This is a genomic window from Blautia sp. aa_0143 (assembly GCF_004167315.1).
Classification (GTDB): Bacteria; Bacillota; Clostridia; order Lachnospirales; family Lachnospiraceae; genus Blautia_A; species Blautia_A fusiformis.
Genome location: NZ_RCXU01000001.1, coordinates 17,424 through 41,861 on the forward strand (window position 1 = coordinate 17,424; position 24,438 = coordinate 41,861).

Here is a 24,438-nt window from a genome sequence, read left to right on the forward strand (position 1 = left end):
GTTGTTGTAAATATGTGATCCTGAAAAGACCAAAATAGAAAAGAGAAACACAAATGATAACATTAAACGATTATCTGTATTCCGGAGATACTCTTCTCCGGATACTGAAGAAATACATTCGGGATCTTAGGACAGAGGCGAAGGAAAAACATAATGAGATCGATCTGGTACACTGTAATTTTTTGATCCAGATCCAGGAGCTTCTGGAGCATAATGATTTCCTCACTGCCCAGTCTCAGAAGATCCGGGAATTTTATAAATATATGGCAGGGGAATATCCGTTTCTGGCATTTACCTTCAAGGGAAGGATCAAATCCCTGATCCGTGCGGAGGAAAAATTTAACGGATATGTAGTGGAGTTTATTTATGACTATTATAAAGAATATGGGGAATATCCTTCCGTATCCCAGATCAAGGAACGGTTAAGCTGTTTCCGCGATTTTATTGCCTACAGGATCGTTATCGCCATGCCCAGATGTCATTTGAAAAATGGTGAGAATGTCAGAGAAGAAGAGCTTCGTTATCTTTATGAGATCGCCAATATACTTCCGGGATTTTTGGAAGAAAGAGGATTTACCGCAGAGCCGGCTAGAGGAGTGCAGGAAAGTACATCGCCACTGCTCAGCAGGGAAGCAAAGCCTTACTATAGGGATTACATCTGTAATAACAGTGAGGATGATTATCAGTCCCTGCATATCACGTTTTATGATAACAGTTCCCGAAGCTATATGGAAGTACAGCTGCGGACCAAAGACATGGATGATGTTGCGGAGATTGGTTCCGCCAACCATTTAAGCTATGAGAAAAAACAGGAAAGTGAACGCAGGAGAAGGGACGCGGTTCCCCAGGGGGAATGTATCTATTTTGATGAGGCTTATGAGCGGGGTATGCGACTTCTTGGACTGGATCTTGCTGCGCTGGACGTTAATATGTTTGGTGCGGTAAACAACAGCCTGATCAATGATGGCTGCGGACTGTTCCGCGGAAGGATGATCCTTCCTTATGAGCATCTTTCCCGTTTTCAGAATGATATCGTTGACTGAGGGAGGATGACATGAAAGACTTGACAAAAGGGAAGCCTTCCACATTGATCTTGTCCTTTGCGCTTCCTGTATTTCTGGGAAATCTCTTGCAGCTGACGTACAGCCTGGCAGATACCCGGATCGTGGGAAGCTTTCTTAAAGAAGATGCGCTGGCGGCAGTAGGGGCCACCAGTCCTTTAAGTGGGCTGATCATCGGTTTTCTGATGGGCCTTGCAAATGGATTTGCCATTGTCACCGCACAGAAATTCGGTGCCGGAAACCGGGAAGAAGTACGAAAATCCTTTGCGCTGTCTCTTGTAATGGGCAGCGTGATTTCTCTGATCCTGACTGTTTTGGGACTTTTGTTTCTGCATCCGATCCTGAGGTTCCTGAATGTTCCGGATCATTTGACGGGAACTGCCAGGCAGTATATCTTTATTATTATCGCAGGTATGCTGGCAACGTTTCTTTATGATACCTGCGCGGCATCTCTGCGCGCACTTGGGGATACGGTGACGCCTCTTGTGATCTTGGCGGTGTCTGTAACTTTAAATATCGCAGGAGATCTGTTTTTTATTCTGGTAGTAAAAGCAGGAGTTCAGGGAGCGGCCGTTGCCACGGTACTTTCACAGACGCTGGCATTTCTTATATGCTGGTTTTACATGATCCGCAGGTATGAGATCCTACGACTGAAAAAAGAGGATTTTTTCGGTCTCGAAAGAAATATGATGAAAAATATGCTGAGTGCCGGACTTTCTATGGGACTTGTAAGCTCTCTTGTAAATCTTGGTACACTGGCACTTCAGACCTCCATCAATCGGCTGGGAAGAGATATCATTGTGGCACATACAGCAGCTCGTAAGATCACAGAGATGTTTATGATCATGTTTGGCGTGTTCGGCCAGACCATGGCGATCTTCTGCGGCCAGAACGCAGGTGCAGGGAGGATGGACCGGGTACGCCATGGAATCGGTCTTGCAGTTCTGTATACCTGTATCTGGTCCGTGATGACTGTGATCTTCAGTTTTACCATTGGAAAACAGCTGATCTATCTGGTCACAGGAAGCCATAATGAAACGGTGATCCGCAATGCCGCCAATTATCTTAAATTTGATACGATCTTTTATTTCGTAACGGCTGTGATCAGTGTCCTCAGAAATGCTATGCAGGGCCTTGGAGAAACGGTGATCCCTCTGGTTTCCAGTGCGCTGGAGATGATCGGAAAAGTAGTGATCGCGGTGACTCTGGTGCCACTTCTCGGATATACCGGCGTGATCGTAGCAGAACCGATAGTCTGGGTCATTATGGTGATCCCGCTGATCGTGAAGATACTTAAGATGCCGGAATTAAAGAAAACAGTCTGAGAGATTCGAAGATCCGATGAGAAAGATTCGCGTGAAAAATAAAAAGCACATTGTATGGAATGAGCCGCCACCGGAAAGTATGACTTTTGGGGTGGTTCAACCATAGCAATGTGCTTTCTTTAATTTTACATAGTTGCTGTCGCTTCTTTTACGTTTTCCTTTTCAGGAAAGATATGTCTGAAAATAAAACGTACGATCGGACCTGCATAGATCAGCTGCCAGAAGAATGCCATCGGGAAGTTGAATGCGGTTGTCTGAAGCCATACAGCTACGAACTGATTTCCTGCATCCTTAAAGAGAATGGTTGCGGCAAGACTCATTAATGGGCACATGAAAGCAACGGAAGGAACGGAGATCGCAAGGATCTTGCTGAAGGGATGACAGCTTTTGAAATCTACCATGCGCATTGCACAACCAAAAGCAAGCTTGGATACAATAAAGAAGTCAAGGATAAATGCGATCGGTCCCATGATCACCAGCTCATGAAAAGCGTCAAGGAACACGCGGTTTGTCATACTCCCTGTGTTCAGGGAAATGTTGTAGCAGATCATGGCGTAAACCATAAAAAATACCATGATAAGGGTAAAGATAACTTCCTGAAATTTGTTTTTTGGCATAAAAAATCCTCCTTTAAAATGATTAAGTGATAATGTAAAACCTCAGAGCATGTGTTGTTCGTTAATCATTCAGGAGAATGTGCGTTTCCAATATATGACAGGATTTTGTCATAAACCATATTCGGTTTTTTGACCAAATCAAACTGCGAAGCAGTTATTTGGCTGTAAGCAGGCAGCAGAGCGGTTTACGAATATCCGCTTGATACCGGCGGTTATGATATCATAAGTAGTAAAGCCTTGTCAATAAGTAAAATTCGCAACATCCTGCGGAATGTTCTGAAAAAACATGGAAATATCAGAAGAGTAATTGAGAAAAAAATGGCAATAACTCCTCTTGACCGTTAAAGTTAGATATAGTAAACTTGTAAACAGTTAGCGGATTCTAACTAATGCGTAAAATTTGTGGCGGGCCGTATCCCCTGACAAAATGCGGCCTGAACAGGAGTTACGGACAGGGCGAAAAGACCAGACAGGAGGATAAATATCAAATGGATTATTTAGAGATTGAGAAGGTCATTGGAAGAGAGATCATTGATTCAAGAGGAAATCCGACCGTAGAGGCAGAGGTTTATCTGGCAGATGGAACGGTCGGAAGAGGAGCAGCACCAAGCGGAGCGTCCACAGGAGAATTCGAAGCACTTGAGCTGAGAGATCAGGATAAAAGCCGTTTTGGAGGAAAAGGTGTTTCGAAGGCCATTGAAAATATCAATACAGTAATTAATGATGCGCTGGCAGGAATGGATGCATCTGATATTTATGCAGTGGATGCTGCCATGCTCAAAGCAGATGGAACAAAGGACAAATCAAAACTGGGCGCAAATGCCATTCTTGCGGTTTCTATTGCGTGCGCACGTGCGGCTGCGATTTCTCTTGACATCCCCCTTTACAGATTTCTTGGTGGGGTGAACGGAAACAGACTTCCGGTTCCGATGATGAATATCCTAAACGGTGGTGCACATGCTGCGAATACCGTTGATGTTCAGGAATTTATGATCATGCCGGCAGGAGCACCAAGCTTTAAAGAGGGACTTCGCTGGTGTACGGAGGTATTCCACGCTCTTGCTGCACTTCTGAAAGAAAAAGGCCTTGCAACAAGCGTTGGAGATGAAGGTGGTTTTGCACCAGACCTTGGAAGCGATGAGGAAGCCATTGAGTACATCCTTGAAGCAGTGAAAAAAGCAGGATATGAGCCTGGAAAGGATTTTGTACTTGCCATGGATGCTGCATCCAGTGAGTGGAAAGGAAACAAAAAGGGGGAGTATGTTCTTCCGAAATGCGGAAAGAAATTTACATCTGCGGAGCTTGTTGATCACTGGAAAAATCTGATCGAAAAATATCCAATCTACTCTATTGAGGATGGCCTTGATGAGGAAGACTGGGAAGGCTGGCAGATCATGACAAAAGAACTTGGAGGAAAAGTACAGCTTGTAGGTGATGACCTGTTTGTTACAAATACAGAGCGTCTTGAGAAAGGTATCAGCCTTGGCTGCGGAAATTCTATTCTGATCAAACTGAATCAGATCGGTTCTGTATCTGAGACTCTGGAAGCCATCAAAATGGCACATAAAGCTGGCTATACAGCGATTTCTTCTCATCGTTCCGGAGAGACAGAGGATACAACCATTGCAGATCTTGCAGTGGCACTGAATACCTGCCAGATCAAGACAGGAGCTCCTTCCAGAAGCGAACGTGTGGCAAAATATAATCAGCTTCTCCGTATTGAGGAAGAGCTTGGTGATGCAGCAGTATATCCGGGATTCCGGGCATTCAATATCAAGAGATAAGATCATAACTAACACATTTCTCAAAAAGGTACGCTTTGGCGTGCCTTTTTTTGGCGAAAATAAGGTTGCCAGATTTCTCAAAATAGTATATTATGATTTACAGCCGTGTGAAAAAATAAAATTGAATATTGGAGATGCTATGAAAGAATACGTAAATACTTTTATGCGTTACAGGTTTCTTCTGGGAGAGCTTGTAAAAAAAGGAATCAAACTGAAGTACAGACGTTCCTATCTTGGTATCATCTGGTCTCTTCTTGAGCCGTTGCTTACCATGATCGTACTGACGATCGTATTCGGTACCCTGTTTGGAAACAAGGATCGGACATTTCCTGTATATATCCTGACAGGACGTCTTTTGTACACATTCTATTCCAGTGCCACAAAAGCGGCATTGAAATCAGTAAGAGCGAATTCGGCAATGATCAAGAAAGTTTATGTGCCAAAATATCTCTATCCGCTGTCAAGTGTACTTTTTAACTATGTGATCTTCCTGATCTCACTGATCGTGCTGGTTCCGGTAGGAGCAGTACTTGGTGTGGAGCCGACACTTTATATGCTCCAGATCCCGATCGCGCTGATCCTGGTATTTCTGTTGTCTTATGGTTGTGGAATGATCCTTGCTACGATTGGCGTTTTTTTCAGAGATATGGAATATCTGTGGTCAGTAGCGCTGATGCTGATCATGTATACCTGTGCGATCTTTTATTATCCGTCCAGACTGCTGAAAAGTGGTTTTTCATGGATCCTGAAATATAATCCGCTGTACTGTACCATCGATGTTTTTCGTTCAGGAATGTTCGGGGAGCCGATGAACCTGCATTATGCGGCATACGCACTGGTATTCAGCCTTGTGACGATTGCCATCGGAATGTTCTGTTTCAAGAAGAAACAGGATGAGTTTATCCTTTATATTTAACAGGAGAAAAATATGGAAAAACCTGCAGTAGTTGTAGATAACGTAAGTATGAAGTTTAATCTCAGTAAAGAAAAGGTAGACAGCCTGAAGGATTACGTGATTAAATTCTTAAAAAAAGAAATTAAATATAATGAATTCTGGGCTCTTCAGAATGTTGATTTTGAGGTGAAAAAAGGTGACCGTGTAGGAATCCTGGGACTTAATGGAGCGGGAAAAAGTACTCTGCTCAAAGTAATTGCCGGTGTATTCAAGCCTACCGAAGGCAAGGTGGTCCGAAACGGACGTCTGGTCCCTCTTCTGGAACTGGGAGCCGGTTTTGATTCGCAGTATACAGGACGTGAGAATATTTTTCTGTATGGTGCGATGCTCGGATATTCCAAGAAGTTTCTGGAATCGAAATTTGATGAGATCGTTGAGTTTTCTGAACTGAAGGAATTTATCGATGTCCCTATTAAGAATTATTCTTCCGGTATGAAGGCAAGACTTGGATTTTCCATTGCCACACTGGTATCACCGGATATCCTGATCCTGGATGAAGTCCTTTCTGTAGGAGATGCCAAATTCCGGAAAAAGAGTGAAAAGAAAGTCTTAAGTATGTTTGATAAGGGCGTTACGGTACTGTTTGTATCCCATTCTCTGGAACAGGTACAGCGCTTGTGCAATAAAGCAATGATACTTGAAAAAGGAAAACTGATCGCATATGGAGATATTGATGAGATCTCGGCCAAATATACGGAGATGATCAGATAAAGAACAGAAGGCGGCCTAGGCAGTCGCATAAATAAAAAGAACCGGACAGTGAACGGTTTGAATAGCAGATAGCCAGACGATTTGCGGAAATGATGCAAATGTCTGGCTATTGTGTTATTATATTACGAAGAAAACAGGGAGGCAAAAAGATGACTTTACAGCAGATCCTTGAAAAGGTAAAAAAAGGCCAGCTCTCTGTGGAGCATGCAGAGGACCTTCTGAAAAAAGAGGGATATGAAGAAATGGATTATGCGAAGCTGGATACTACCCGAAAAGCGAGGACCGGTTTTGCGGAGGTAGTTTACTGTGCGAGAAAAGCAGACGAACATCTTTTGAATATCTATCAGAAGCTTTATGAGGAAGATGGAGAAGTCTTTGGAACAAGGGCGTCAGAACATCAGTATGAACTGGTAAAAAAGGTTCTTCCTGATGTGGTTTATGATCCTGTTTCCGGAATTTTGAAGATTGAAAAAGAGAAGGAGCATATCGGAAAGGTGGCAGTATGTACAGCCGGAACAGCAGATATTTCTGTTGCGGAGGAAGCTGCCCAGACAGCAGAGTATTTCGGCACACATGTGGAGAGGATCTATGATGTGGGAGTCAGTGGTATGCACAGACTCTTTTCCAGGCTGGATACCATCCAGGAGGCTAACTGTGTGGTTGCGGTAGCAGGAATGGAGGGTGCGCTGGCAAGTGTTATGGGTGGTCTTGTGAAACGTCCGGTGATCGCGGTACCTACTTCTGTGGGATATGGCGCCAGCTTTCATGGATTGTCAGCGCTTCTGACAATGATCAATTCCTGTGCCAACGGAATTGCAGTAGTAAATATTGACAACGGATTTGGGGCAGGATATCTGGCAACCCAGATCAATCGGCTTGCGGAGGGAAAATAAATGAGAAACAAATTATATCTGGAGTGTACCTCCGGGATCAGCGGGGATATGACAGTTGCGGCTCTTCTGGATCTGGGTGCAGATCAGAAAAAACTGGTGAGAATTCTTAAAAGTCTGCCGGTAAAAGGTTTCGACATAAAGATCAGCCGTGTGATGAAATCAGGGATCGATGCCTGTGATTTTGATGTACTACTGGATCATGAGAATCATGATCATGATATGAAATATCTGTATGGGCATGATGGAGATTCTCACAGCCAGGATCATGAGGAACATCATTATCAACATAGTCATGAAGCCCATGAGCATCCCCATTCTCATGAACATCATGTACAGGAAACCCATGGAAACAGTCATATATATACAGAAACGATGCATTCCCACCACGGACACCATCACCATGAACACCGTGGCCTTAACGAGATCATGGAGATTATCGACCATGCAGATATGACAGATCGTGCAAAATCCTATGGAAAAAGAATTTTTAAGATTCTTGCCGAGGCAGAAGCAAAAGCCCATAATGTACCGGTGGATCAGGTCCATTTCCATGAAGTGGGTGCAGTGGATTCCATTGTGGATATTCTTTCTGTTGCAATCTGTATGGATGATCTGGATGTGGAGGAAGTGATCGTTCCAAGACTTTGTGAGGGTAGCGGAACGATTCGCTGTCAGCACGGAATCCTTCCGGTGCCGGTACCGGCGGTAAGTAATATTGTAAGTGCTCATCAGCTGAAGCTGCATATCACATCGGTGCAGGGTGAACTGATAACGCCTACAGGAGCAGCCATTGTGGCGGCATTCCTTACATCAGAAAAACTGCCTGAAGATTTTACGGTGGAGAAGATCGGTATCGGAGCAGGCAAGCGCCAGTATGAGTGCCCGGGAATTCTCCGTGCCATGCTGATCCGGGAATCCGAGGAGGAGGCTTCAGGCAATGATACTTGTACGGAAACAGACACCATTATAAAGCTGGAATCCAACATTGATGACTGTACAGGAGAAACGCTTGGCTATGTTATGGAGCTTCTGTATGAGGCAGGAGCCAGAGAGGCCAATTACATGCCTGTATTTATGAAGAAAAACCGTCCGGCATGGCTGCTTACCGTTCTATGTAAAAAAGAACAGGTTTCAGCGATGGAGCAGATTATTTTCAGAGAAACGACAACCATTGGGATTCGTCGCCAGGAGATGGGGAGAACCATTTTGAAAAGAGAGAAAAGAACGGTTACAACCCCGCTGGGAAATGTAGAAGTGAAGGTCTGCACTTTTGACGGACAGGAATATTATTATCCGGAATACGAAAGCGTAAAAAAACTTTGTGAAAAAACAGGGATTTCTTATAAAGAAGTATATCATATGGCTGTGCGGGGATAAGATCGGGTTGGTTGCCTTGTATAATGCACTTACATATTGACACCTTTTCGAAAAAACTATATAAATGTATATAGAAAGATTATTGCCGGACGGAACAGTTGGCAACGACACAGTAAGGCAGAGGCAGGAGAAGGATTTATGGCGGTAACAATACAGCAGATTGCAGAACAGGCAGGGGTTTCCAGGGGAACCGTGGACAGAGCATTGAACCACAGAGGACGGATCAATCCGGAGGTGGCAGAGAGAATCTGCCGTCTGGCGGACGAGATGGGATATGTACAGAAAGAACGGAAACATTCCAGAACAGCTAAAGATGAAAGACTGAAGATCGGAGTGGTGACACAGCTTGCCAGATCTTCTTTTATGCAGGAAGTAAACCGTGGTATTGAGAAGGCAGCCGTGGAACTGAAAGAAAAAGGGATCCAGCTGATCCTGAAAGAGGGTCTTTCCGTTGATGAAGAGGAACAGCTGCAGGCCATTGAGGAACTGGAACAGGAAGGAATCCGGGGACTTGCGATCATGCCGGTAGACAGTGAGACTGTCCGGGAGAAACTGAATGCTTTGATCGAAGAGAAGAATATCCCAGTAGTAACCTTTAACTCTGATATTGTAGGAACGAGAAGAACCTGTTTTGTGGGAATGGATAACCGCAAGAGCGGACGTACCGCAGCCGGACTTCTTGGAATGCTGACAAGAGGAAATGGAAAGATCCTGATCATCACCGGATATTTCAGCAATCATGTTGACAATCAGCGAGTGGATGGCTTTGTGGAGGAAGCCAAGCGGGCTTTTCCACATCTGGAGATCGCCGGTGTTCACGGAAGCTTTGATGAAGCAGCTGAGGTGGAGCACATTATAGAAAATGCCATGATGAGTACTTCAGGGATCAGCGGGATCCTGGTGGTATCCGGAGGCCAGGCAGGAGTGGGTAAGGCATTTGAAAAGCTGAGACTTGACCGCAGGCCCTACGTTGTGATCTACGATCAGACTCCGAAGAATGAACGGGCACTGAAGAATGATCATGTGGATTTTCTGATCGACCAGAATGGATATGTCCAGGGGTATGAACCGCCAAGGATCCTGGCGGATATCCTGACAAAAGGACAGGAGCCGGAGAGAGAATATCTCTTTACAGATATCAAGATCAAAACAAAATATAACCTTTGAACATGTATTGGGCAAAGTATCATATAAAATAGTCTGCAGGATGAAAACTGCAGGCTTTTTTATATTACAGGAAATCTGTAAGATACTACGATATGAAATATAGATTCCAAGAAAACGACTGTCTGGATACATTTGATTGCGTGTTAATAGCGTGCTAAAAATATCAACACGCAAATGCACATGCAGATAATAGCTACTTTGAACAAAACAAAACTACAAAAATTGTATAGAATAACTGAAAAAAAGAAAAATGAAAAGAAGTACTTGCCCAAATTGTAAAACAGTGCTATATTAACATCATAAGAAACACGCAAGAAAGCACGCTAAATAAAAGAAAAAGCACGCAAAGTAAAAAAGCACACAAAAAAGAAGTAAAAAATAAACCATCAAACAAACGGAGGTAAGATCATGAAGTATATCGAATTTGATGAATCCAGACCAATGGACCTGGTGCTCCTTGGAAGAGTTGCCATTGATTTTAATCCTGCTTACAACGATCAGGTAAAGGAGGAGTTCAAACCCCTGAAGAAGGTACATATGTTTGAGAAATTTGTAGGAGGATCTCCTGCAAACATCGCTGTAGGTGTTACCAAGCATGGCCTGAAAGCAGGATTTATCGGAAAGGTTTCGGATGATCAGTTCGGTGAGTATGTTGTAGATTATTTTGATGAGAGAGGAATCGATACCTCACAGATCACAAAATGTACAAACGGAGAGAAGCTGGGACTTACCTTTACCGAGATGCTTTCTCCAAAGGAAAGCAGTATCCTCATGTATCGTAACCGTATCGCAGATCTGCAGCTTCATGTAGACGACATCCACGAGGATTATATCAAAAATGCAAAAGCGATCCTCATTTCCGGAACTGCTCTTGCAGAGAGCCCTTCCAGAGAAGCAGCGATCAAAGCGGTTATGCTTGCTAAGAAAGTAAACACAAAGATCATTTTTGATATTGATTATAGAGAGTACAACTGGAAGAATGCAGATGAGATTTCCATCTACTATTCCATCGTAGCTAAGGAAGCTGACATCATCATGGGCTCCAGAGAAGAGTTTGACCTTACAGAGAAACTGATCAAAGAAGGCATGACTGATGAGGAGAGTGCAGCTTACTGGCAGGCAAAAAATGCAAAGATCGTTGTCATCAAACACGGTATGAAGGGTTCCACAGCCTACACAGTTGATGGACAGAAGTTCAGCATCAAGCCATTCCCGGTTGAGGCAAGAAAAGGCTTCGGCGGCGGCGACGGATACGGCTCCGGATTCCTGTATGGACTGTATCAGGGCTGGGAGATCATTGACTGCCTGGAGTTTGGTTCTGCTGAGGCATCCATGATGGTTAAAAGCAACAACTGCTCCGATTCCCTTCCGGGACCGGATGAAGTTCACGCATTCATTAAAGATGAAAAAGAAAAATTCGGCGAAATGATCGCAAGAGTATAAAGAAAAGGAGTGGGAAAAATGGCAAAGACAGTAAGAATGACAACTGCACAGGCAATTGTAAAATTTCTGGATAATCAGTATGTTTCCATGGACGGAGTGGAGACAAAATTCGTAGAAGGATTTTTCACGATCTTCGGACACGGTATTGCTGTAGGACTTGGTGAGGCACTGGATACAAATCCGGGACAGCTGAAGGTTCTTCAGGGAAGAAATGAGCAGGGTATGTGTCACGTTGCTACCGCTTTTGCAAAACAGAGCAACCGCAAAAAAATCATTGCATGCGCTTCCTCCATCGGACCTGGAGCTGCAAACATGGTAACAGCATGTGCAACAGCAACTGTAAATAATATTCCGCTTCTTGTATTCCCGGCAGATACTTTTGCATCTCGCCAGCCTGACCCGGTTCTCCAGCAGCTGGAGCAGAGCAGCAGCCTTGCCATCAGTACGAACGATGCATTCAAACCAGTCTGCAAATACTGGGATAGGATCACAAGACCGGAGATGGTCATGACCGCTCTGATCAATGCAATGAGAGTTCTTACAGATCCGGCTGAAACAGGTGCATGCTGCATCGCGCTTTGCCAGGATGTTGAGGGTGAGTCCTTTGACTTCCCGGAGTACTTCTTCAAGAAGAGAGTGCACAGGATCACAAGACCGGTTGCAGTAGAGGAAGAGCTTGAGGATGTGGCAGAGGTCATCGCAGGAGCGAAGAAACCGCTTATCGTTGTTGGTGGTGGTGTCCGTTACTCAGAAGCTGGAGAAGCTGTTGAGAAATTCTGTGAAGAGTTCAAGATCCCATTCGGCGAGACACAGGCCGGAAAGAGTGCCTGCCAGTCTGGCAATCCGTACTGTCTTGGCGGTATCGGTGTAACAGGAACCTACGCTTCCAACATCATCGGTAAAGACGCAGACGTGGTAATTTCTATCGGTTCCAGAATGTCTGACTTTACAACAAGCTCCAAGCATCTGTTCCAGAATGAGGATGTTCAGTTTGTAAGTATCAACAACTGCAGATTCCACGCATACAAGATGGATGCAGTAAAAGCAGTGGGTGATGCAAAAGCTACCGTAGAAGCACTAGCAGAAAAGCTTCGTGCAAGAGGATATAAATCTGCATACACAGATGAGATCGAGAAAGCAAAAGCTGCATGGGATAAAGAGATGGAGCGCCTTGGAAGCATTGAGTACACAGGAGATGATTTTGAGCCGCTGATCAAGGCAAGAGATCCTCGTACGATTCCGGAATATGTAAAGCTTACAAACGGAAAGATCACACAGACAGCAGCACTTGCAGCAATCAACAGAACTATCGACAAAGATGCAACCATCATCACAGCAGGCGGTTCCCTTCCAAGCTGTATGCAGCGTATGTGGAGAACAGACAAACGTGGCGGATATCATGCAGAGTACGGATATTCCTGTATGGGATATGAGGTTGCCGCTACCCTCGGTGTGAAATTTGCTGAGCCGGATAATGAAGTATACTGCGTAGTTGGAGATTCCAGCTTCCAGATGCTCCACAGTGAGATCATGACTATCATGCAGGAGAGACAGAAAGTCAATATCATGGTATTCGATAACTGCGGATTTGGCTGCATCAACAACCTTGAGATGAACCACGGAATCGGAAGCCTTGCAACAGAGTTCCGTTATACAGACGGCAAGAAACCGACCGGAGATCTGATCCCTGTAGATTATGCAAAGATCGGCGAAGGCTATGGTCTGAAGACCTATACCTGCCGCACCATCCAGGAATTGGTAGACGCTCTGGAAGATGCCAAAAAGCAGGAGATCGCATGCCTCTTTGATCTCAAAGTTATCCCGAAGACCATGACAGACGGATATGAGTCCTGGTGGGATGTAGGAATCGCAACAACATCTGAGAAAGAAAGCGTAAGAAAGGCCTGCGAGGGAGTTATGAAAGGCCGTGAAGAGGCAAGACTGTACTAATCTGGGAGGTAAGAAAATGAGTAAAGTATTTGGTTATCCGGAATATGACGAAAAAGGCGAAAAGATTCTTACAACATACGATAATGAGTACAAGGCCATGATGATGGACATCCGTGTTTACCGTATGAAGGCAGGGGAGACAAGAACATTTTTAAGAGAGGGTGAGGAGACAGCAGTTCTCCTCCTCTCCGGAAATATCACCTATAAATGGAACGGAAACGAAGCTGCAGCAACCAGAAAAGACGTGTTCACAGAGGGACCATGGTGTGTTCACGGATGCACAGGAACTGAGATTACAGTTGTAGCAAATGCAGAGTCACAGATCCTTGTTCAGTGCACAAAGAACGAGAAAGATTTCGGTGCAAAACTCTACAAACCGGAAGATGCTCCGTGGGGATATTCCTGCGTAGGCAAGTTCGGAAATGTTGCGAAGAGAAGAGTAAACACCATCTTCGATCATGACATTTCACCGGAGTCCAATATGGTACTTGGTGAGGTTCTCAATGACAGAGGAAACTGGTCCGGATACCTGCCGCACAGACATCCGCAGCCTGAGACATACTTTTTCAAATTTGATCATCCGGAAGGATTTGGAGCAAGCTTTGTCGGTGATCAGGTATTTAAGAGTACAGATGAGAGCTTTTCCGCAATTCCAGGAGGAGAGCTTCATCCGCAGGCAGTTGCACCTGGATATCAGATGTATACATGCTGGATGATCCGCCACATTGACGGAAATCCGTGGCTGCAGACAGACCGCTGCGAGGATGAGAGATATACCTGGCTTCATGACGCCGAGTTTTAAGGATTCGGAGATACTGATACTGGATCGTAAATAACAGGCAGCAGGAAGAGGAAAATGCTGTTGTTCGTGAGGAGCGGACAGCAGTAGACCTGCTGCTATTATGAAAAAAATTGTACTGACTGAAGGGAGATTTTGACAATGGCAAGAGAATTTATTGTACCTGGAGAAATTATTTCCGGTTCCGGAGCACTGGACATGGCAGAAGGAGCACTGAAACTCCTTGGTAAAAAAGCTCTGATCGTAACCGATAAAGTAATGATCGACCTGGGAAACTGTGCAAAAGTTGAGAAGGCGCTGACAAATCAGGGCATTGAATACAGCATTTATTCTGACATCTGTGGTGAGCCAACAGATACCATGATCGAAAAAGGCTTACAGATCTATAAAGATGAGAACTGTGACTTCCTGGTAGCTCTGGGAGGCGGAAGCCCCATTGACTCCATGAAAGCCATCGGCTCACTGGTAGTAAACGGTGGAAGCATTTCCGACTACATGGGAAAAGTGATCGATGTAAAGATGCCGCCAATGGCGGCGATCCCTACCACAGCAGGAACGGGATCTGAGGCAACACAGTTCACGATTATCACGGATACCAAAAAAGACATCAAGATGCTTCTTAAAGGCAAAGTTCTCATGCCGGATCTTGCCATTATCGACCCGCAGTTTACTATGACTGCACCTCCAAAGATCACAGCAGCAACAGGTCTTGATGCACTTTGCCACTGTGTGGAAGCTTATACATCCAGAAAAGCACAGACACTTTCCGATACTTTTGCAGTATCTGCAGTAAAGAGGATCTTTAAATATCTTCCGGTTGCATACAAAGACGGAAAGAATGAAGAAGCCCGTGTACAGATGTCTGTCGCTGCTCTTGAGGCAGGAATCGCATTTAACAATGCATCGGTTACCATTATCCATGGAATGAGCCGTCCGATCGGAGCATTGTTCCATGTAGCACATGGACTTTCCAATGCCATGCTTCTGAAGGAGTGCCTTACCTTTGCGCTTCCTGGAGCATACGACAGATTCGGAGCTCTGGGACGTGATATTGGTGTGGCAGATGCAGCTGATTCTGATCAGGAAGCGGCTGAGAAATTCCTCAAAGCAGTAGAGGCACTTGTAAACGAGCTGGATACTCCGACTCTGGAGCAGTTCGGTATCAATAAAGAAGAGTTCTTCAACGTCATCGACAAAATGGCACATGATGCCATGGACAGTGGAAGTCCTCAGAATACCATGCGTGATGTAACAGAAGAGGAAGTAAAAGAAATCTACAGAAAACTCTGGTAAAATGTAAATGTAAACCCTGCATTGCCAGATAGGAAAAGACTCCGGACCGGAGAAAAAGGCTCCGGAGTCTTTTTTCCCGTGGCAAATATAGCTGCAAAAGAAAAGGAGGCATATCCTTCATGAGAAAAAAGTATATCTGTATTCTGGTGGCAGTCATAGGAGTTTGCAGCCTTTCCGGATGCGGGTCTTCTGCAAAGAAAACAGAAGAAGAGCAGGTAACGATCGGTGTTGTTACAAAATCTAAAAGCAGTGAATATTGGTTGTCTGTCTGCGACGGAATGAAAGATGCGGCAGAAAAATATCATGCAGATGTGGTGATTCTGTCTCCGGATTCCGAAACAGAAGAAGAGGTTCAGAAAAATATGATCCGGGATCTTCTGAAAACCGATATCCAGGCGATGGCAGTTTCTCCTATAGATTCCTATGAATGCGAAGATTATTTAAATTTCGCAAGAGAAAAGGGGATTTCTGTATATGCCTGTGATACTCCCATAGAGGATTCAGAAATCCCTTATATTGGAATTGACAATGAAAAACTAGGCTATGAGCTGGGCGAGCAGCTTGCAAAGGCTCTGGATCATAAAGGAAAGATTGGCGTGATCGCCGGTGATTTTAAGCAGGCTGGACACCGGATGCGTGTTGCCGGATTTGAAAAATATATGGAAAAAGAGCCAGGGATCACCATTGAAATGGTTCGGAACGGATACAGCAATATGCGGGTTTCCCAGAAGGATGTGGATGAGATCCTGGTGAAGTATCCGGATCTTAACGGAATCATGGCCACAAGTGCAGTGACGGCCCTGGGGCTTTCAGAGGCAACTGAAGGACGGGAGATTTCTATTGTTTCCGTAGATGCTCAGGAAGATGCCTTGAAAGCGGTTCAGGATGGGCGTATTGTGGCGCTTGGCGCGCAGTCCGGTTATCAGATCGGTTATGAAACCATCCGGTATATTGTGAAGGATCTGGAGGGAGAGGGAACAGGAGAAGATGAGATTCTGGATTCCCAGGTGCTTACCGAAGAAAATATTGATACATATATGAAGGATGACGGACATTCTCATCCCTGATACAAGCAGGTTTCCGTCCGCTGCTTATTATTTTTTACAATCCGGCAGAGGCATTGACTGATTCGGTAAAAAGTCAGGCTGGTATCCAAAAATAAAACACGAAACATAAAAATAGGACAAAAGAAGGATGTAGAGATATCAGAATCAGAAAAACTTTGGTACAGATTTAACAGTCAGGTAAAAATAATACCGAAAAAACTAAAATTTCTCATACTATGATAATCCTGTATTTTCGATAAAATAGAATCATCAAAAGGAAAGCGAAAATAAAAAACGAAAAGAAATGAAAGGGCGGGATAATAAGATGGAGAAGAAAAAACTTTCGGTATCAACAGGGCTGTGTTATGCTGGAGGAGATGTAGGATGTAATATCGTGTTCGGAATGATCGGAACACTGCTGACGCTGTTTTACACAGATTATGTAGGGATAAGCGCAGCAACAGTAGGACTGGTAATGTTACTTTCCAGATGCTTTGATGGATTTTCCGATTTGGTCATGGGTGTCATTGTAGAGAGGACCAATTCCAAATGGGGAAAATCAAGACCCTGGCTTCTGTGGATGAGCATTCCGTTTGCGCTGTCAGCAGTACTGCTTTTCACAGTGCCGCGTACAACAGGGATGCTTCAGTTTCTGTATCTCTTTGTAACCTATAACTTCTGTACGACCATATGCTATACAGCGATCAATCTTCCATATGGAAGCCTTTCTTCAATGATGATCCGCGAATCATCAGAGAGAGATAAACTCAGTGTATTGAGAATGGGACTGTCACCTATCGGAAAGATCGTTGCAGCAACCTGTACACTGCCGCTTGTAAAGCTTCTTGGAAATGATCAGGCTGCATGGATCAAGGTTATGAGTGTATGGGCAGTGCTTGCACTTGCACTTCTGCTTCTCTGCTTCTTCAGATGTGAGGAAAAGGTTCAGATCGAAGCAAGAAAGAAAGATGAGAAGCTTCCGATTCCGACAATGCTGAAGGCACTTTTTGCAAATCAGTATTTCTGGGCAGTAATGCTTCTGTGGACAGTACAGAGTGTATCCTTTACGATCACAGGAACCATTCTTCCGTACTACTGTAAATATATTTTCAACAATGATACATGGATGTACAGCGCACTGTTCCTTACAGAAACCCTGGTTCTGGTAGTGGGAATCTTCATCTGCTCACCGTTGATCAAGAAATTTGGAAAAAGAAATATCGCATTTGTCGGCGGATTTGTTGCACTTGGCGGCCAGATTCTGTTTTTCCTGAATCCATACAGCTTCGGCTTCATGGTTATGAGCTGTGTCACACGTGCCATCGGACTTGCTCCACTGAACGCAGTTGTATTCAGTATGGTTGGTGATGTAGTAGAGTTCGGACAGTGGAAAAACCATATCCGTCAGGAAAGTCTGATCTTTGCAGGCGGTTCCATCGGAACAAAAGTTGGCGCAGGTCTTGCCTCCGCAGTGATCACAGGTCTTTTAAGCAGTTCCGGATATGTAAGCTCATCTGCAGGAATAACTGCACAGCCGGAAACAGCACTGGAGATGATCGTTTCTCTTTATAAATTTGGACCGATTCTCATTGCAGCAGTGATCATTGTAACGCTTTTCGGATATAAGCTTGACAAAATGTATCCGGCGATCATGCAGGAGCTTACCGAGCGCGAGGCACACGGACAGTTATAAACATTTTATTGTAAAACATATATTCAACCGCAAACAGGAAATCAGGCAGGGGTAGGATACTCCTGCTGTTTCCTGCGTTTATGGGCATATAGCATAGAGAGGCGTATATCCGCTTTACGGAAGGGAGGAGTTCTATGTTAAAAAGTATCCGGGCAAAGATATTACTGGCGATCCTGACAGTAACCATGTTTACTGCCTGTTCTCTTACGGTGGTATTTTATTTTCGGGCAGCAGGGATGATCGAAGAAAATTATTCAGGTATCCTGTATGGACGGATGCAGCAGACTATAAAAGAGCTGGACGAATCCCTGAAAGAGATTTATTATGTGAATACGAGAACTGCCTGGGATACAGATATACGGAATAATGCGAAGGACTACAGCTGTACAGGAAATGAAAACAGCCTGGAAAATATGGCTGGGCTTCTCCGGGAACACAGTCGGGAATATAAAGATATCAACTCCCTTTACTTTGTCTTTCCAGACAAAAAAATGGCTGTGACTTCTGAGGAATTTCCGGTAAACAAGCAGGGGATTTCAGGAGAACATATCGAGGAATTGGAAAAAATACAGGAACTGGATTCCTTTCCGGTTCTTGTGGAATCTCCGATCCATGAAGGCGGCAGCTTTCTTTCTGTGATCCAGAAGGTAGAGGATGATAACGGAGAGATTCTGGGGTATGTTGTCGCAGACATCAGGGAACGGGCAATTTATTACGAATATCTGGAAGCTGTCAATGACGAAAAGATCACCAGAATAGTTCTGGTAGACAGAAATGATGAAATCGTGACATCCGGAGACTACAGTGACATTGGAAAAACATTTCCAGAGATTACAGACCAGAATGTTCCCAAAATGGAAGGCTATGCAGAAAAAAACGGTGTGATCTCTTTTTTTAGCAGAGGTAGCTTTTCAGACTGCGGCTTATATCTGGAGGTACCGAAAAAAGAAGTTTTAAGCGGACTTTCCCGGATGCGGCTCTTTCTGATCGGAATATTTGGTGCAGTTTTTGTGGCAGCTGTGCTGCTGGCACTGTGGCTCTCCAGAGTAGTCTGCGGACCGCTCAGATCCATGACTGGCACGGTTGAGAAGGTTGGTGAGGGAGATCTGAGCCTCCGTACAGAAGTGACTACTGCTGATGAGATCGGAACCCTCGGAAAAGAATTCAACCACATGCTGGATTATATCGAAGCTCTGATCGCCCAGGTGATTGAAGAGGAACAGCAGAAAAAAGATGCAGAGCTGGAAGCACTGCAGTATCAGATCACACCGCATTTTATGTATAATACATTGAACTCCATCAAATTTGCGGCATTTCTGAAAGGGGAAAAAGAGCTGGCGGGGCTTATTGGAGATTTCGTGGAGCTTCTGCAGGCCAGTATCAACAAAAAGGGAAGCTTCCTTTCTGTTGCCGATGAGATCCATATACTGAAAAATTATATCCATCTGCAGGATTTTCGCTATCAGGGAAGCTTTCAGGTGAAATATGAGATCTCTGAGGAAGCATACCGGTGCTATATTCCAAGACTGATCCTTCAGCCGCTTGTGGAGAATGCTCTTCTTCACGGGATCGACATCAAACGGCAAACAGGAAAAATCTGGATCAGCGGAAACGTAAGTGAAGGAAAGCTGATCCTCATAGTAAAGGATAACGGCAGAGGAATGACAAAAGAGCAGATCCGAGATCTTTTTAACAGTCATGCAAAAAAAACAAACGGACTTTCCGCAGTAGGGATTCCAAATGTAAAAGAACGCCTGGAGCTTTATTACGGGACACAGGGAGGAATGGAATACGTAAGCAGTGGAAACGGTACGGAGGTCACGGTATTTCTGCCTGCGATCTATGATATGCCTGAAGAAGGGAGAAAAAATTAATGTACAGAACACTGGTGGCAGATGATGATTTTCTTGTAAGGAGCTATCTCAAAACCCTGGATTCCTGGGAAAAAGCAGGATATGAGATCGTGGATGATGCAGAAGACGGGGAGGAAGCTTATGGATTCCTTCAGAAAGAAAAAATCGATGTTCTTGTGACGGATCTTACCATGCCTGTGATGGATGGAATTGAGCTGATCAGAAAGATCCGTGAGGAAAACAGGGATATCTATATTATCGTGCTCAGCTGTCATGATGATTTTGAATATGTAAAAGAGGCCATGCGCCTTGGGGCGGATGAATATGTATTAAAGAACAGTTTGGATGAGGATAGTCTTTATGATACTCTGGAAAAATCAGCCCGGCTGATCGAGAAGCGCAGAGAAAAAAGTCAGGAACAGGCACGGACGAGAAAGCTGATCCATCTGGGAAGTCACGCTCTGAAGTATTATTTTTTTAACGGACTGATCTCGGGGATGCTGAAAAATCAGGCACGTGAGGAAAAGCGTGTGGAAGCCGGAATCGCCGGGAAATATTTTAACAGTGCTGTGATCTGTATGTTTATGGAGAACTGGGCAGAGAGGGAAAGACAATGGACGCCGCTGGAAGTGGAACAGTATTCCCATCATTTCCGTCACAGACTGCTGGAACGTACGGAGGAGCTTCTTGGGACAGAAAGTGAATTTGCGGAAGTGGTCTATCTTGGCGCAGGGATTTTTTGCTGTTTTCTTGATCTTTCCGGAGACTGCAGGACATCGGCTATGCAGCAGAGACTGACTGAGGCAGCAGCGATCTGCTACCGGCACTGTCAGGAGGATCTTTGTGATTTTGGTATCAGTGTCAGCAGTGTCTGCATGGGAGAGGATGGGATCCGCCAGGCTTATCAGCAGGCCAGAGAAATGATGAAGCTGCATTTTTATGAGAAAAAAGAGATCCTTTATTTTGAAGGACGGAAGAAAGCGGACAGTGTTTTACCGGAAAGTGCTGAGAAGCTGGAAGGGCAGATTTCCAGGTTGAAGGCAGGGAAAGACCGAAAGAAAGCGGAGGAGCTTTGGACACAGGTTCTCGCTGACTGTCAGGATCGTTATACCGACGGAAGACTTCTGGTACAGTGGCTTAAGAAATTGAATCAGACAGCCGGAATTGAGAAAGAGCTCATCTGGTATGGAGATATCGAAAGTTTTGAGAAATTCAGGGAAAAGGGCAGTGCCTGTATTTCACAGCTTTTTGTAGGGGAAGAGGATGCTGTTCCGGAGGGGACCTCTGCTGCTGTGAAAAAAGCTCTGGAGTTTATCCGGGAACATTATGAAGCGCCGATCAGCCTTCAGGATGCAGCAGATGCGGCGGAGGTGAATCCTGCTTATCTCAGTTATCTTTTCAAACAGGAGATGAAGATCGGTTTTTCCAATTATGTGCAGGAGCTTCGGATCGACTGTGCAAAGAAGCTTCTTTCAGAGACGAACTGTAAAGTTAAGGATGTGGCGTTGCGTTCCGGGTTTGGAGATTATCATTATTTTTCCAAGATATTTAAGAAGTTTACGGGCTTAAGTCCTGCGGAATACAGAAAAGAATCCGGATTATCATAGAAAGAGGTGCTTAGTATGGGAGTTACTATAAGGCAGATCGCGGAAGCTGCCGGTGTTTCCAGAGGTACTGTTGACAGAGCGTTAAATAACAGGGGCAGGATCCGTCCGGAGGTTGCTGAGAGGATCCGTGCCATCGCTGATGAGATGGGGTATAAGCCGAATCAACTGGGCCGTGCTCTATCCATGAGCAGAAATAATATTAAGATCGGCGTGATCCTGCAGGGTGCGGAAACACCTTTTATGAAAGAAGTTCTGAAGGGAATCCAGGAGGCGTGCGCTGAGGTGGATAATCTTGGTGGTACAGTCCTGGTCCATAAGATCGAGCATCAGAATGCGGAGGATGTTATTCTCGCTATGGAGAAGATGCGGATGGAAGAGGTTAGTGGTATTGCCATGGTTCCTTTGGATGAGGAACGTGTGAAAAGGGAAATTGACCGGTTTGTGGAGGAATTTCGGATCCCGGTGGTGACGTTTACTTCGGATGTGGAGGATACGAAACGACTTTGCTTTGTAGGGCAGAACGGTGTGCAGTGTGGCCGTGCGGCTGCGGGGCTTATGGGGGAGCTGACCGGTGGAAAAGGAAAGGTTGCTGTGATTTCCGGCTATAGTACCAATACTTCTCTGAGCAGCAGGGTGATTGGATTCCGTGAGGAAATTGCGCGGAAGTATCCTGGGATTGAGATCATTGGGCCGGAGTATTGCTTTGAGGAGAATGGCAGGGCCAGGGAGATTACGGAAGGGATATTTAAGGATGTTCCGGATCTTGACGGGATATATCTTACTTCTCATGGTGAGGAGGGGGTGTGTGAGGCGATTGCCGGAGCGGGGAAAGCTGGTCGGGTGAAGATGGTTGCCAATGATTTTATGGGGCGGAATTATGAGCTGATGAGGGAAGGGTTTATTCATTTCCTGATCGGGCAGGATGCCAGGATACAGGGGTATGAGCCGGTGATGATTTTGTTCCGGCTGCTGTTTAATGGGGAAGCGCCGGAGAGGGCGAAGATTTTTACGGAAATATATATAAGGAATGAGTATACGATTCCGGAGGGGAGACACTGAAGTGGGGTGTCTTCTTTTTTTGTGCGGAGGGACGCCGCGGAAGGGGATGCTGTCTGGTCTGCGGCTTCGTCGGGGGCTGGCTTCTAGGACGCCGGAAATCTGCTAAAAGCGTTTTTCAAAAGTCCGAACTCGCGGCCTGCTGCCGCTCAGACAGCGGACTTTTGAAAAACAACGCAGATTCCCGCCGTCCAAGAATCAGCTCCCCTCCTGCAGAAGCAGAGCCAGACAGCATCCCCTTCCGCGGCTGGTGCTTCCAGCGAGAAAAAATGTCGTTTGACGATAGGTTGTGGGTCGTCAGCGCTGCGCTGGACGACTGCAAGGGCTGAGTTTGCGCCTGTTTGCAGGGAGAGTTTGGGCATCGGCGCTGCGCTGGATGCTGGAAGGGGTGTGGCATCGGCGCTGTGCTGGATGTTTGAAGGGATGTGAGCTGTGATGCTGCGCTGGATGCTTGAGGGGATGTAAGCTGTGATGCTGTGCTGGATGCTGGAGGGGATGTGAGCTGTGATGCTGTGCTGGATGCTTAGAGGGTGGTGGGGTGTGAGAGATTTGGGGTGATTGTATGGGAATGTGTTGGAGATGTTTTCGGTGAAGTTGACCTAAAAATATTACATATTGTGGCTAAAAATAGTTCTCGTCATTTTTAATAGAAAAAAGATGGTAATATTGTACAATATTAGGGGTTGCGATTTGTGTGTTGCGATGATATTATATTAAGCATAAAGAGCGTGTTCGGACACGCAAAGAGATTACATTGGGAAAATAAATCAAAAGGAGATCAAAACTATGATTAAAGTTGGTATTATCGGAGCAGGTAGAATTGGTAGAGTTCATATTACCAGTATCACAACAAGGGTGCCGGATGCAGTGATCAAGACGGTTGCAGATCCTTTCTTAAATGATGAGACTGCTGCATGGGCTAAGAGCATGGGTGTTGAGCACACGACTAAGGATTATAAGGAAATCATCAATGATCCTGAGATTTCCGCAGTTCTGATCTGTTCTTCTACAGATACTCATTCTCCGATTTCTGTAGAGGCTATCAAGGCTGGCAAGCATGTTTTTTGTGAGAAACCGATCGATCATGACATTGCCAAGATCAAAGAGGTTATCGATGCTCTTGAGGGCACAAATCTGAAATATCAGGTTGGTTTTAACAGAAGATTCGACCATAACTTTGAGTCTCTTCAGCAGGCTGTTGCAGCTGGTAAGGTTGGTAAACCGGAGATCATCAAGATCACTTCCCGCGATCCTGAGCCGCCTAGCATTGATTATGTTAAGGTTTCCGGTGGCATGTTCCTGGATATGACAATTCATGATTTCGATATGGTTCGTTATCTTGCAGGCTGCGATGCTACAGAGGTTTATGTTCAGAGCGCAAATCTGGTTGATCCGGCTATTGGTGAGGCTGGGGATGTTGATACAGCTGTTATCACTCTTCAGATGGAGAATGGTGCTATTGCTGTTATCGATAACTGCAGAAGAGCTTCCTATGGCTATGATCAGAGAGCTGAGGTTTTCGGTTCTGATGGTATGGCTGCTATTTCCAATGACAGCCAGTCTTCCACAGTAATCAGCAATGCTGAGGGTGTTACAGGCGAGAAGCCGATGTTCTTCTTCCTTGAGAGATACATGGACGCTTATGGTAAAGAGGTTGCAGCATTTATTGATGCGATCGTTAATGACAAAGAGACACCTCTTAATGTTTATGATGGTCTGAAACCGGTGTTAATGGGTCTTGCAGCTAAGAAATCCAGCGAGGAGCACAGACCGGTTAAGATTTCTGAGATTATGGAATAATTCAAATA

At 45.0% G+C, this 24,438-nt stretch carries 19 protein-coding genes; 18 read left to right on the forward strand and 1 reads right to left on the reverse strand.

What is annotated here, in order from left to right:
- Positions 1-53 precede the first annotated feature (53 nt).
- Together EAI83_RS00065 and EAI83_RS00070 are read left to right on the forward strand one after the other, a co-directional pair.
- The gene (locus tag EAI83_RS00065) at positions 54-1,043 is read left to right on the forward strand and encodes a guanosine polyphosphate pyrophosphohydrolase/synthetase (protein WP_022426324.1); all 990 of its coding nucleotides are present in this window, start codon (positions 54-56) and stop codon (positions 1,041-1,043) included.
- Between the two features lie 11 nt (positions 1,044-1,054).
- On the forward strand, positions 1,055-2,386 hold the full coding sequence (locus EAI83_RS00070) for an MATE family efflux transporter (RefSeq protein ID WP_022426323.1): 1,332 nt from the start codon (positions 1,055-1,057) through the stop codon (positions 2,384-2,386).
- A 125-nt stretch (positions 2,387-2,511) separates the two neighbouring features.
- Here EAI83_RS00070 and EAI83_RS00075 read toward each other — a convergent pair whose 3' ends face one another.
- A complete protein-coding gene (locus tag EAI83_RS00075; RefSeq protein WP_021651751.1) occupies positions 2,512-3,003 on the reverse strand; it encodes a DUF2798 domain-containing protein in 492 nt (163 codons plus the stop codon).
- A gap of 488 nt (positions 3,004-3,491) precedes the next feature.
- Here EAI83_RS00075 and eno point away from each other — a divergent pair, with 488 nt between their 5' ends.
- The 16 genes from eno to iolG all read left to right on the forward strand — a co-directional run bounded on the left by eno (position 3,492) and on the right by iolG (position 24,430).
- Complete coding sequence (gene eno, locus EAI83_RS00080) at positions 3,492-4,787, forward strand: phosphopyruvate hydratase (protein WP_044961624.1); 1,296 nt, start codon at positions 3,492-3,494, stop codon at positions 4,785-4,787.
- 139 nt (positions 4,788-4,926) lie between these two features.
- Positions 4,927-5,703, forward strand: a complete 777-nt coding sequence (locus EAI83_RS00085) for an ABC transporter permease (protein WP_044961662.1) — start codon at positions 4,927-4,929, stop codon at positions 5,701-5,703.
- Between the two features lie 12 nt (positions 5,704-5,715).
- Positions 5,716-6,453: an ABC transporter ATP-binding protein gene (locus EAI83_RS00090; protein WP_021651749.1), complete on the forward strand. Its 738-nt coding sequence runs from the start codon at positions 5,716-5,718 to the stop codon at positions 6,451-6,453.
- A 149-nt stretch (positions 6,454-6,602) separates the two neighbouring features.
- Positions 6,603-7,346 carry a nickel pincer cofactor biosynthesis protein LarB gene (larB, locus tag EAI83_RS00095; protein ID WP_022426321.1) on the forward strand — a complete coding sequence of 248 codons (744 nt, stop codon included), beginning with the start codon at positions 6,603-6,605 and terminating at the stop codon, positions 7,344-7,346.
- Positions 7,347-8,723, forward strand: coding sequence for a nickel pincer cofactor biosynthesis protein LarC (larC, locus tag EAI83_RS00100; RefSeq protein ID WP_129974426.1), 1,377 nt, complete (start codon positions 7,347-7,349; stop codon positions 8,721-8,723).
- 138 nt (positions 8,724-8,861) lie between these two features.
- Positions 8,862-9,890, forward strand: coding sequence for a LacI family DNA-binding transcriptional regulator (locus tag EAI83_RS00105; RefSeq protein WP_022426319.1), 1,029 nt, complete (start codon positions 8,862-8,864; stop codon positions 9,888-9,890).
- Between the two features lie 408 nt (positions 9,891-10,298).
- Positions 10,299-11,333, forward strand: coding sequence for a 5-dehydro-2-deoxygluconokinase (gene iolC, locus EAI83_RS00110; protein WP_015524405.1), 1,035 nt, complete (start codon positions 10,299-10,301; stop codon positions 11,331-11,333).
- Between the two features lie 18 nt (positions 11,334-11,351).
- Entirely contained in the window at positions 11,352-13,283 is a 1,932-nt protein-coding gene (gene iolD, locus EAI83_RS00115) for a 3D-(3,5/4)-trihydroxycyclohexane-1,2-dione acylhydrolase (decyclizing) (RefSeq protein WP_015524406.1), read from the forward strand.
- Positions 13,284-13,299: 16 nt separating this feature from the next.
- On the forward strand, positions 13,300-14,085 hold the full coding sequence (locus EAI83_RS00120; RefSeq protein WP_015524407.1) for a 5-deoxy-glucuronate isomerase: 786 nt from the start codon (positions 13,300-13,302) through the stop codon (positions 14,083-14,085).
- 138 nt (positions 14,086-14,223) lie between these two features.
- Positions 14,224-15,375: an iron-containing alcohol dehydrogenase gene (locus tag EAI83_RS00125; protein ID WP_129974427.1), complete on the forward strand. Its 1,152-nt coding sequence runs from the start codon at positions 14,224-14,226 to the stop codon at positions 15,373-15,375.
- Between the two features lie 119 nt (positions 15,376-15,494).
- Positions 15,495-16,442 carry a substrate-binding domain-containing protein gene (locus EAI83_RS00130; RefSeq protein ID WP_015524409.1) on the forward strand — a complete coding sequence of 316 codons (948 nt, stop codon included), beginning with the start codon at positions 15,495-15,497 and terminating at the stop codon, positions 16,440-16,442.
- A gap of 304 nt (positions 16,443-16,746) precedes the next feature.
- Positions 16,747-18,114 carry an MFS transporter gene (locus tag EAI83_RS00135; RefSeq protein WP_015524410.1) on the forward strand — a complete coding sequence of 456 codons (1,368 nt, stop codon included), beginning with the start codon at positions 16,747-16,749 and terminating at the stop codon, positions 18,112-18,114.
- 134 nt (positions 18,115-18,248) lie between these two features.
- On the forward strand, positions 18,249-19,988 hold the full coding sequence (locus EAI83_RS00140) for a cache domain-containing sensor histidine kinase (protein WP_129974428.1): 1,740 nt from the start codon (positions 18,249-18,251) through the stop codon (positions 19,986-19,988).
- Positions 19,988-21,574: a response regulator transcription factor gene (locus EAI83_RS00145; protein WP_129974429.1), complete on the forward strand. Its 1,587-nt coding sequence runs from the start codon at positions 19,988-19,990 to the stop codon at positions 21,572-21,574. Before EAI83_RS00140 ends, EAI83_RS00145 begins: the two co-directional genes overlap by 1 nt.
- 15 nt (positions 21,575-21,589) lie before the next feature.
- Positions 21,590-22,633 (forward strand): LacI family DNA-binding transcriptional regulator, encoded by a 1,044-nt coding sequence (locus EAI83_RS00150; RefSeq protein WP_022426314.1) that lies wholly within the window; start codon positions 21,590-21,592, stop codon positions 22,631-22,633.
- A 783-nt stretch (positions 22,634-23,416) separates the two neighbouring features.
- Positions 23,417-24,430 (forward strand): inositol 2-dehydrogenase, encoded by a 1,014-nt coding sequence (iolG, locus tag EAI83_RS00155; RefSeq protein WP_015524414.1) that lies wholly within the window; start codon positions 23,417-23,419, stop codon positions 24,428-24,430.
- The last annotated feature ends 8 nt before the right edge of the window (positions 24,431-24,438 follow it).

Coding starts and splice junctions, on each gene's coding strand:
- EAI83_RS00065 (WP_022426324.1), top strand. CDS start 54: ATGATAACATTAAACGATTATCTGTATTCCGGAGATACTCTTCTCCGG.
- EAI83_RS00070 (WP_022426323.1), top strand. CDS start 1,055: ATGAAAGACTTGACAAAAGGGAAGCCTTCCACATTGATCTTGTCCTTT.
- EAI83_RS00075 (WP_021651751.1), bottom strand. CDS start 3,003: ATGCCAAAAAACAAATTTCAGGAAGTTATCTTTACCCTTATCATGGTA.
- eno (WP_044961624.1), top strand. CDS start 3,492: ATGGATTATTTAGAGATTGAGAAGGTCATTGGAAGAGAGATCATTGAT.
- EAI83_RS00085 (WP_044961662.1), top strand. CDS start 4,927: ATGAAAGAATACGTAAATACTTTTATGCGTTACAGGTTTCTTCTGGGA.
- EAI83_RS00090 (WP_021651749.1), top strand. CDS start 5,716: ATGGAAAAACCTGCAGTAGTTGTAGATAACGTAAGTATGAAGTTTAAT.
- larB (WP_022426321.1), top strand. CDS start 6,603: ATGACTTTACAGCAGATCCTTGAAAAGGTAAAAAAAGGCCAGCTCTCT.
- larC (WP_129974426.1), top strand. CDS start 7,347: ATGAGAAACAAATTATATCTGGAGTGTACCTCCGGGATCAGCGGGGAT.
- EAI83_RS00105 (WP_022426319.1), top strand. CDS start 8,862: ATGGCGGTAACAATACAGCAGATTGCAGAACAGGCAGGGGTTTCCAGG.
- iolC (WP_015524405.1), top strand. CDS start 10,299: ATGAAGTATATCGAATTTGATGAATCCAGACCAATGGACCTGGTGCTC.
- iolD (WP_015524406.1), top strand. CDS start 11,352: ATGGCAAAGACAGTAAGAATGACAACTGCACAGGCAATTGTAAAATTT.
- EAI83_RS00120 (WP_015524407.1), top strand. CDS start 13,300: ATGAGTAAAGTATTTGGTTATCCGGAATATGACGAAAAAGGCGAAAAG.
- EAI83_RS00125 (WP_129974427.1), top strand. CDS start 14,224: ATGGCAAGAGAATTTATTGTACCTGGAGAAATTATTTCCGGTTCCGGA.
- EAI83_RS00130 (WP_015524409.1), top strand. CDS start 15,495: ATGAGAAAAAAGTATATCTGTATTCTGGTGGCAGTCATAGGAGTTTGC.
- EAI83_RS00135 (WP_015524410.1), top strand. CDS start 16,747: ATGGAGAAGAAAAAACTTTCGGTATCAACAGGGCTGTGTTATGCTGGA.
- EAI83_RS00140 (WP_129974428.1), top strand. CDS start 18,249: ATGTTAAAAAGTATCCGGGCAAAGATATTACTGGCGATCCTGACAGTA.
- EAI83_RS00145 (WP_129974429.1), top strand. CDS start 19,988: ATGTACAGAACACTGGTGGCAGATGATGATTTTCTTGTAAGGAGCTAT.
- EAI83_RS00150 (WP_022426314.1), top strand. CDS start 21,590: ATGGGAGTTACTATAAGGCAGATCGCGGAAGCTGCCGGTGTTTCCAGA.
- iolG (WP_015524414.1), top strand. CDS start 23,417: ATGATTAAAGTTGGTATTATCGGAGCAGGTAGAATTGGTAGAGTTCAT.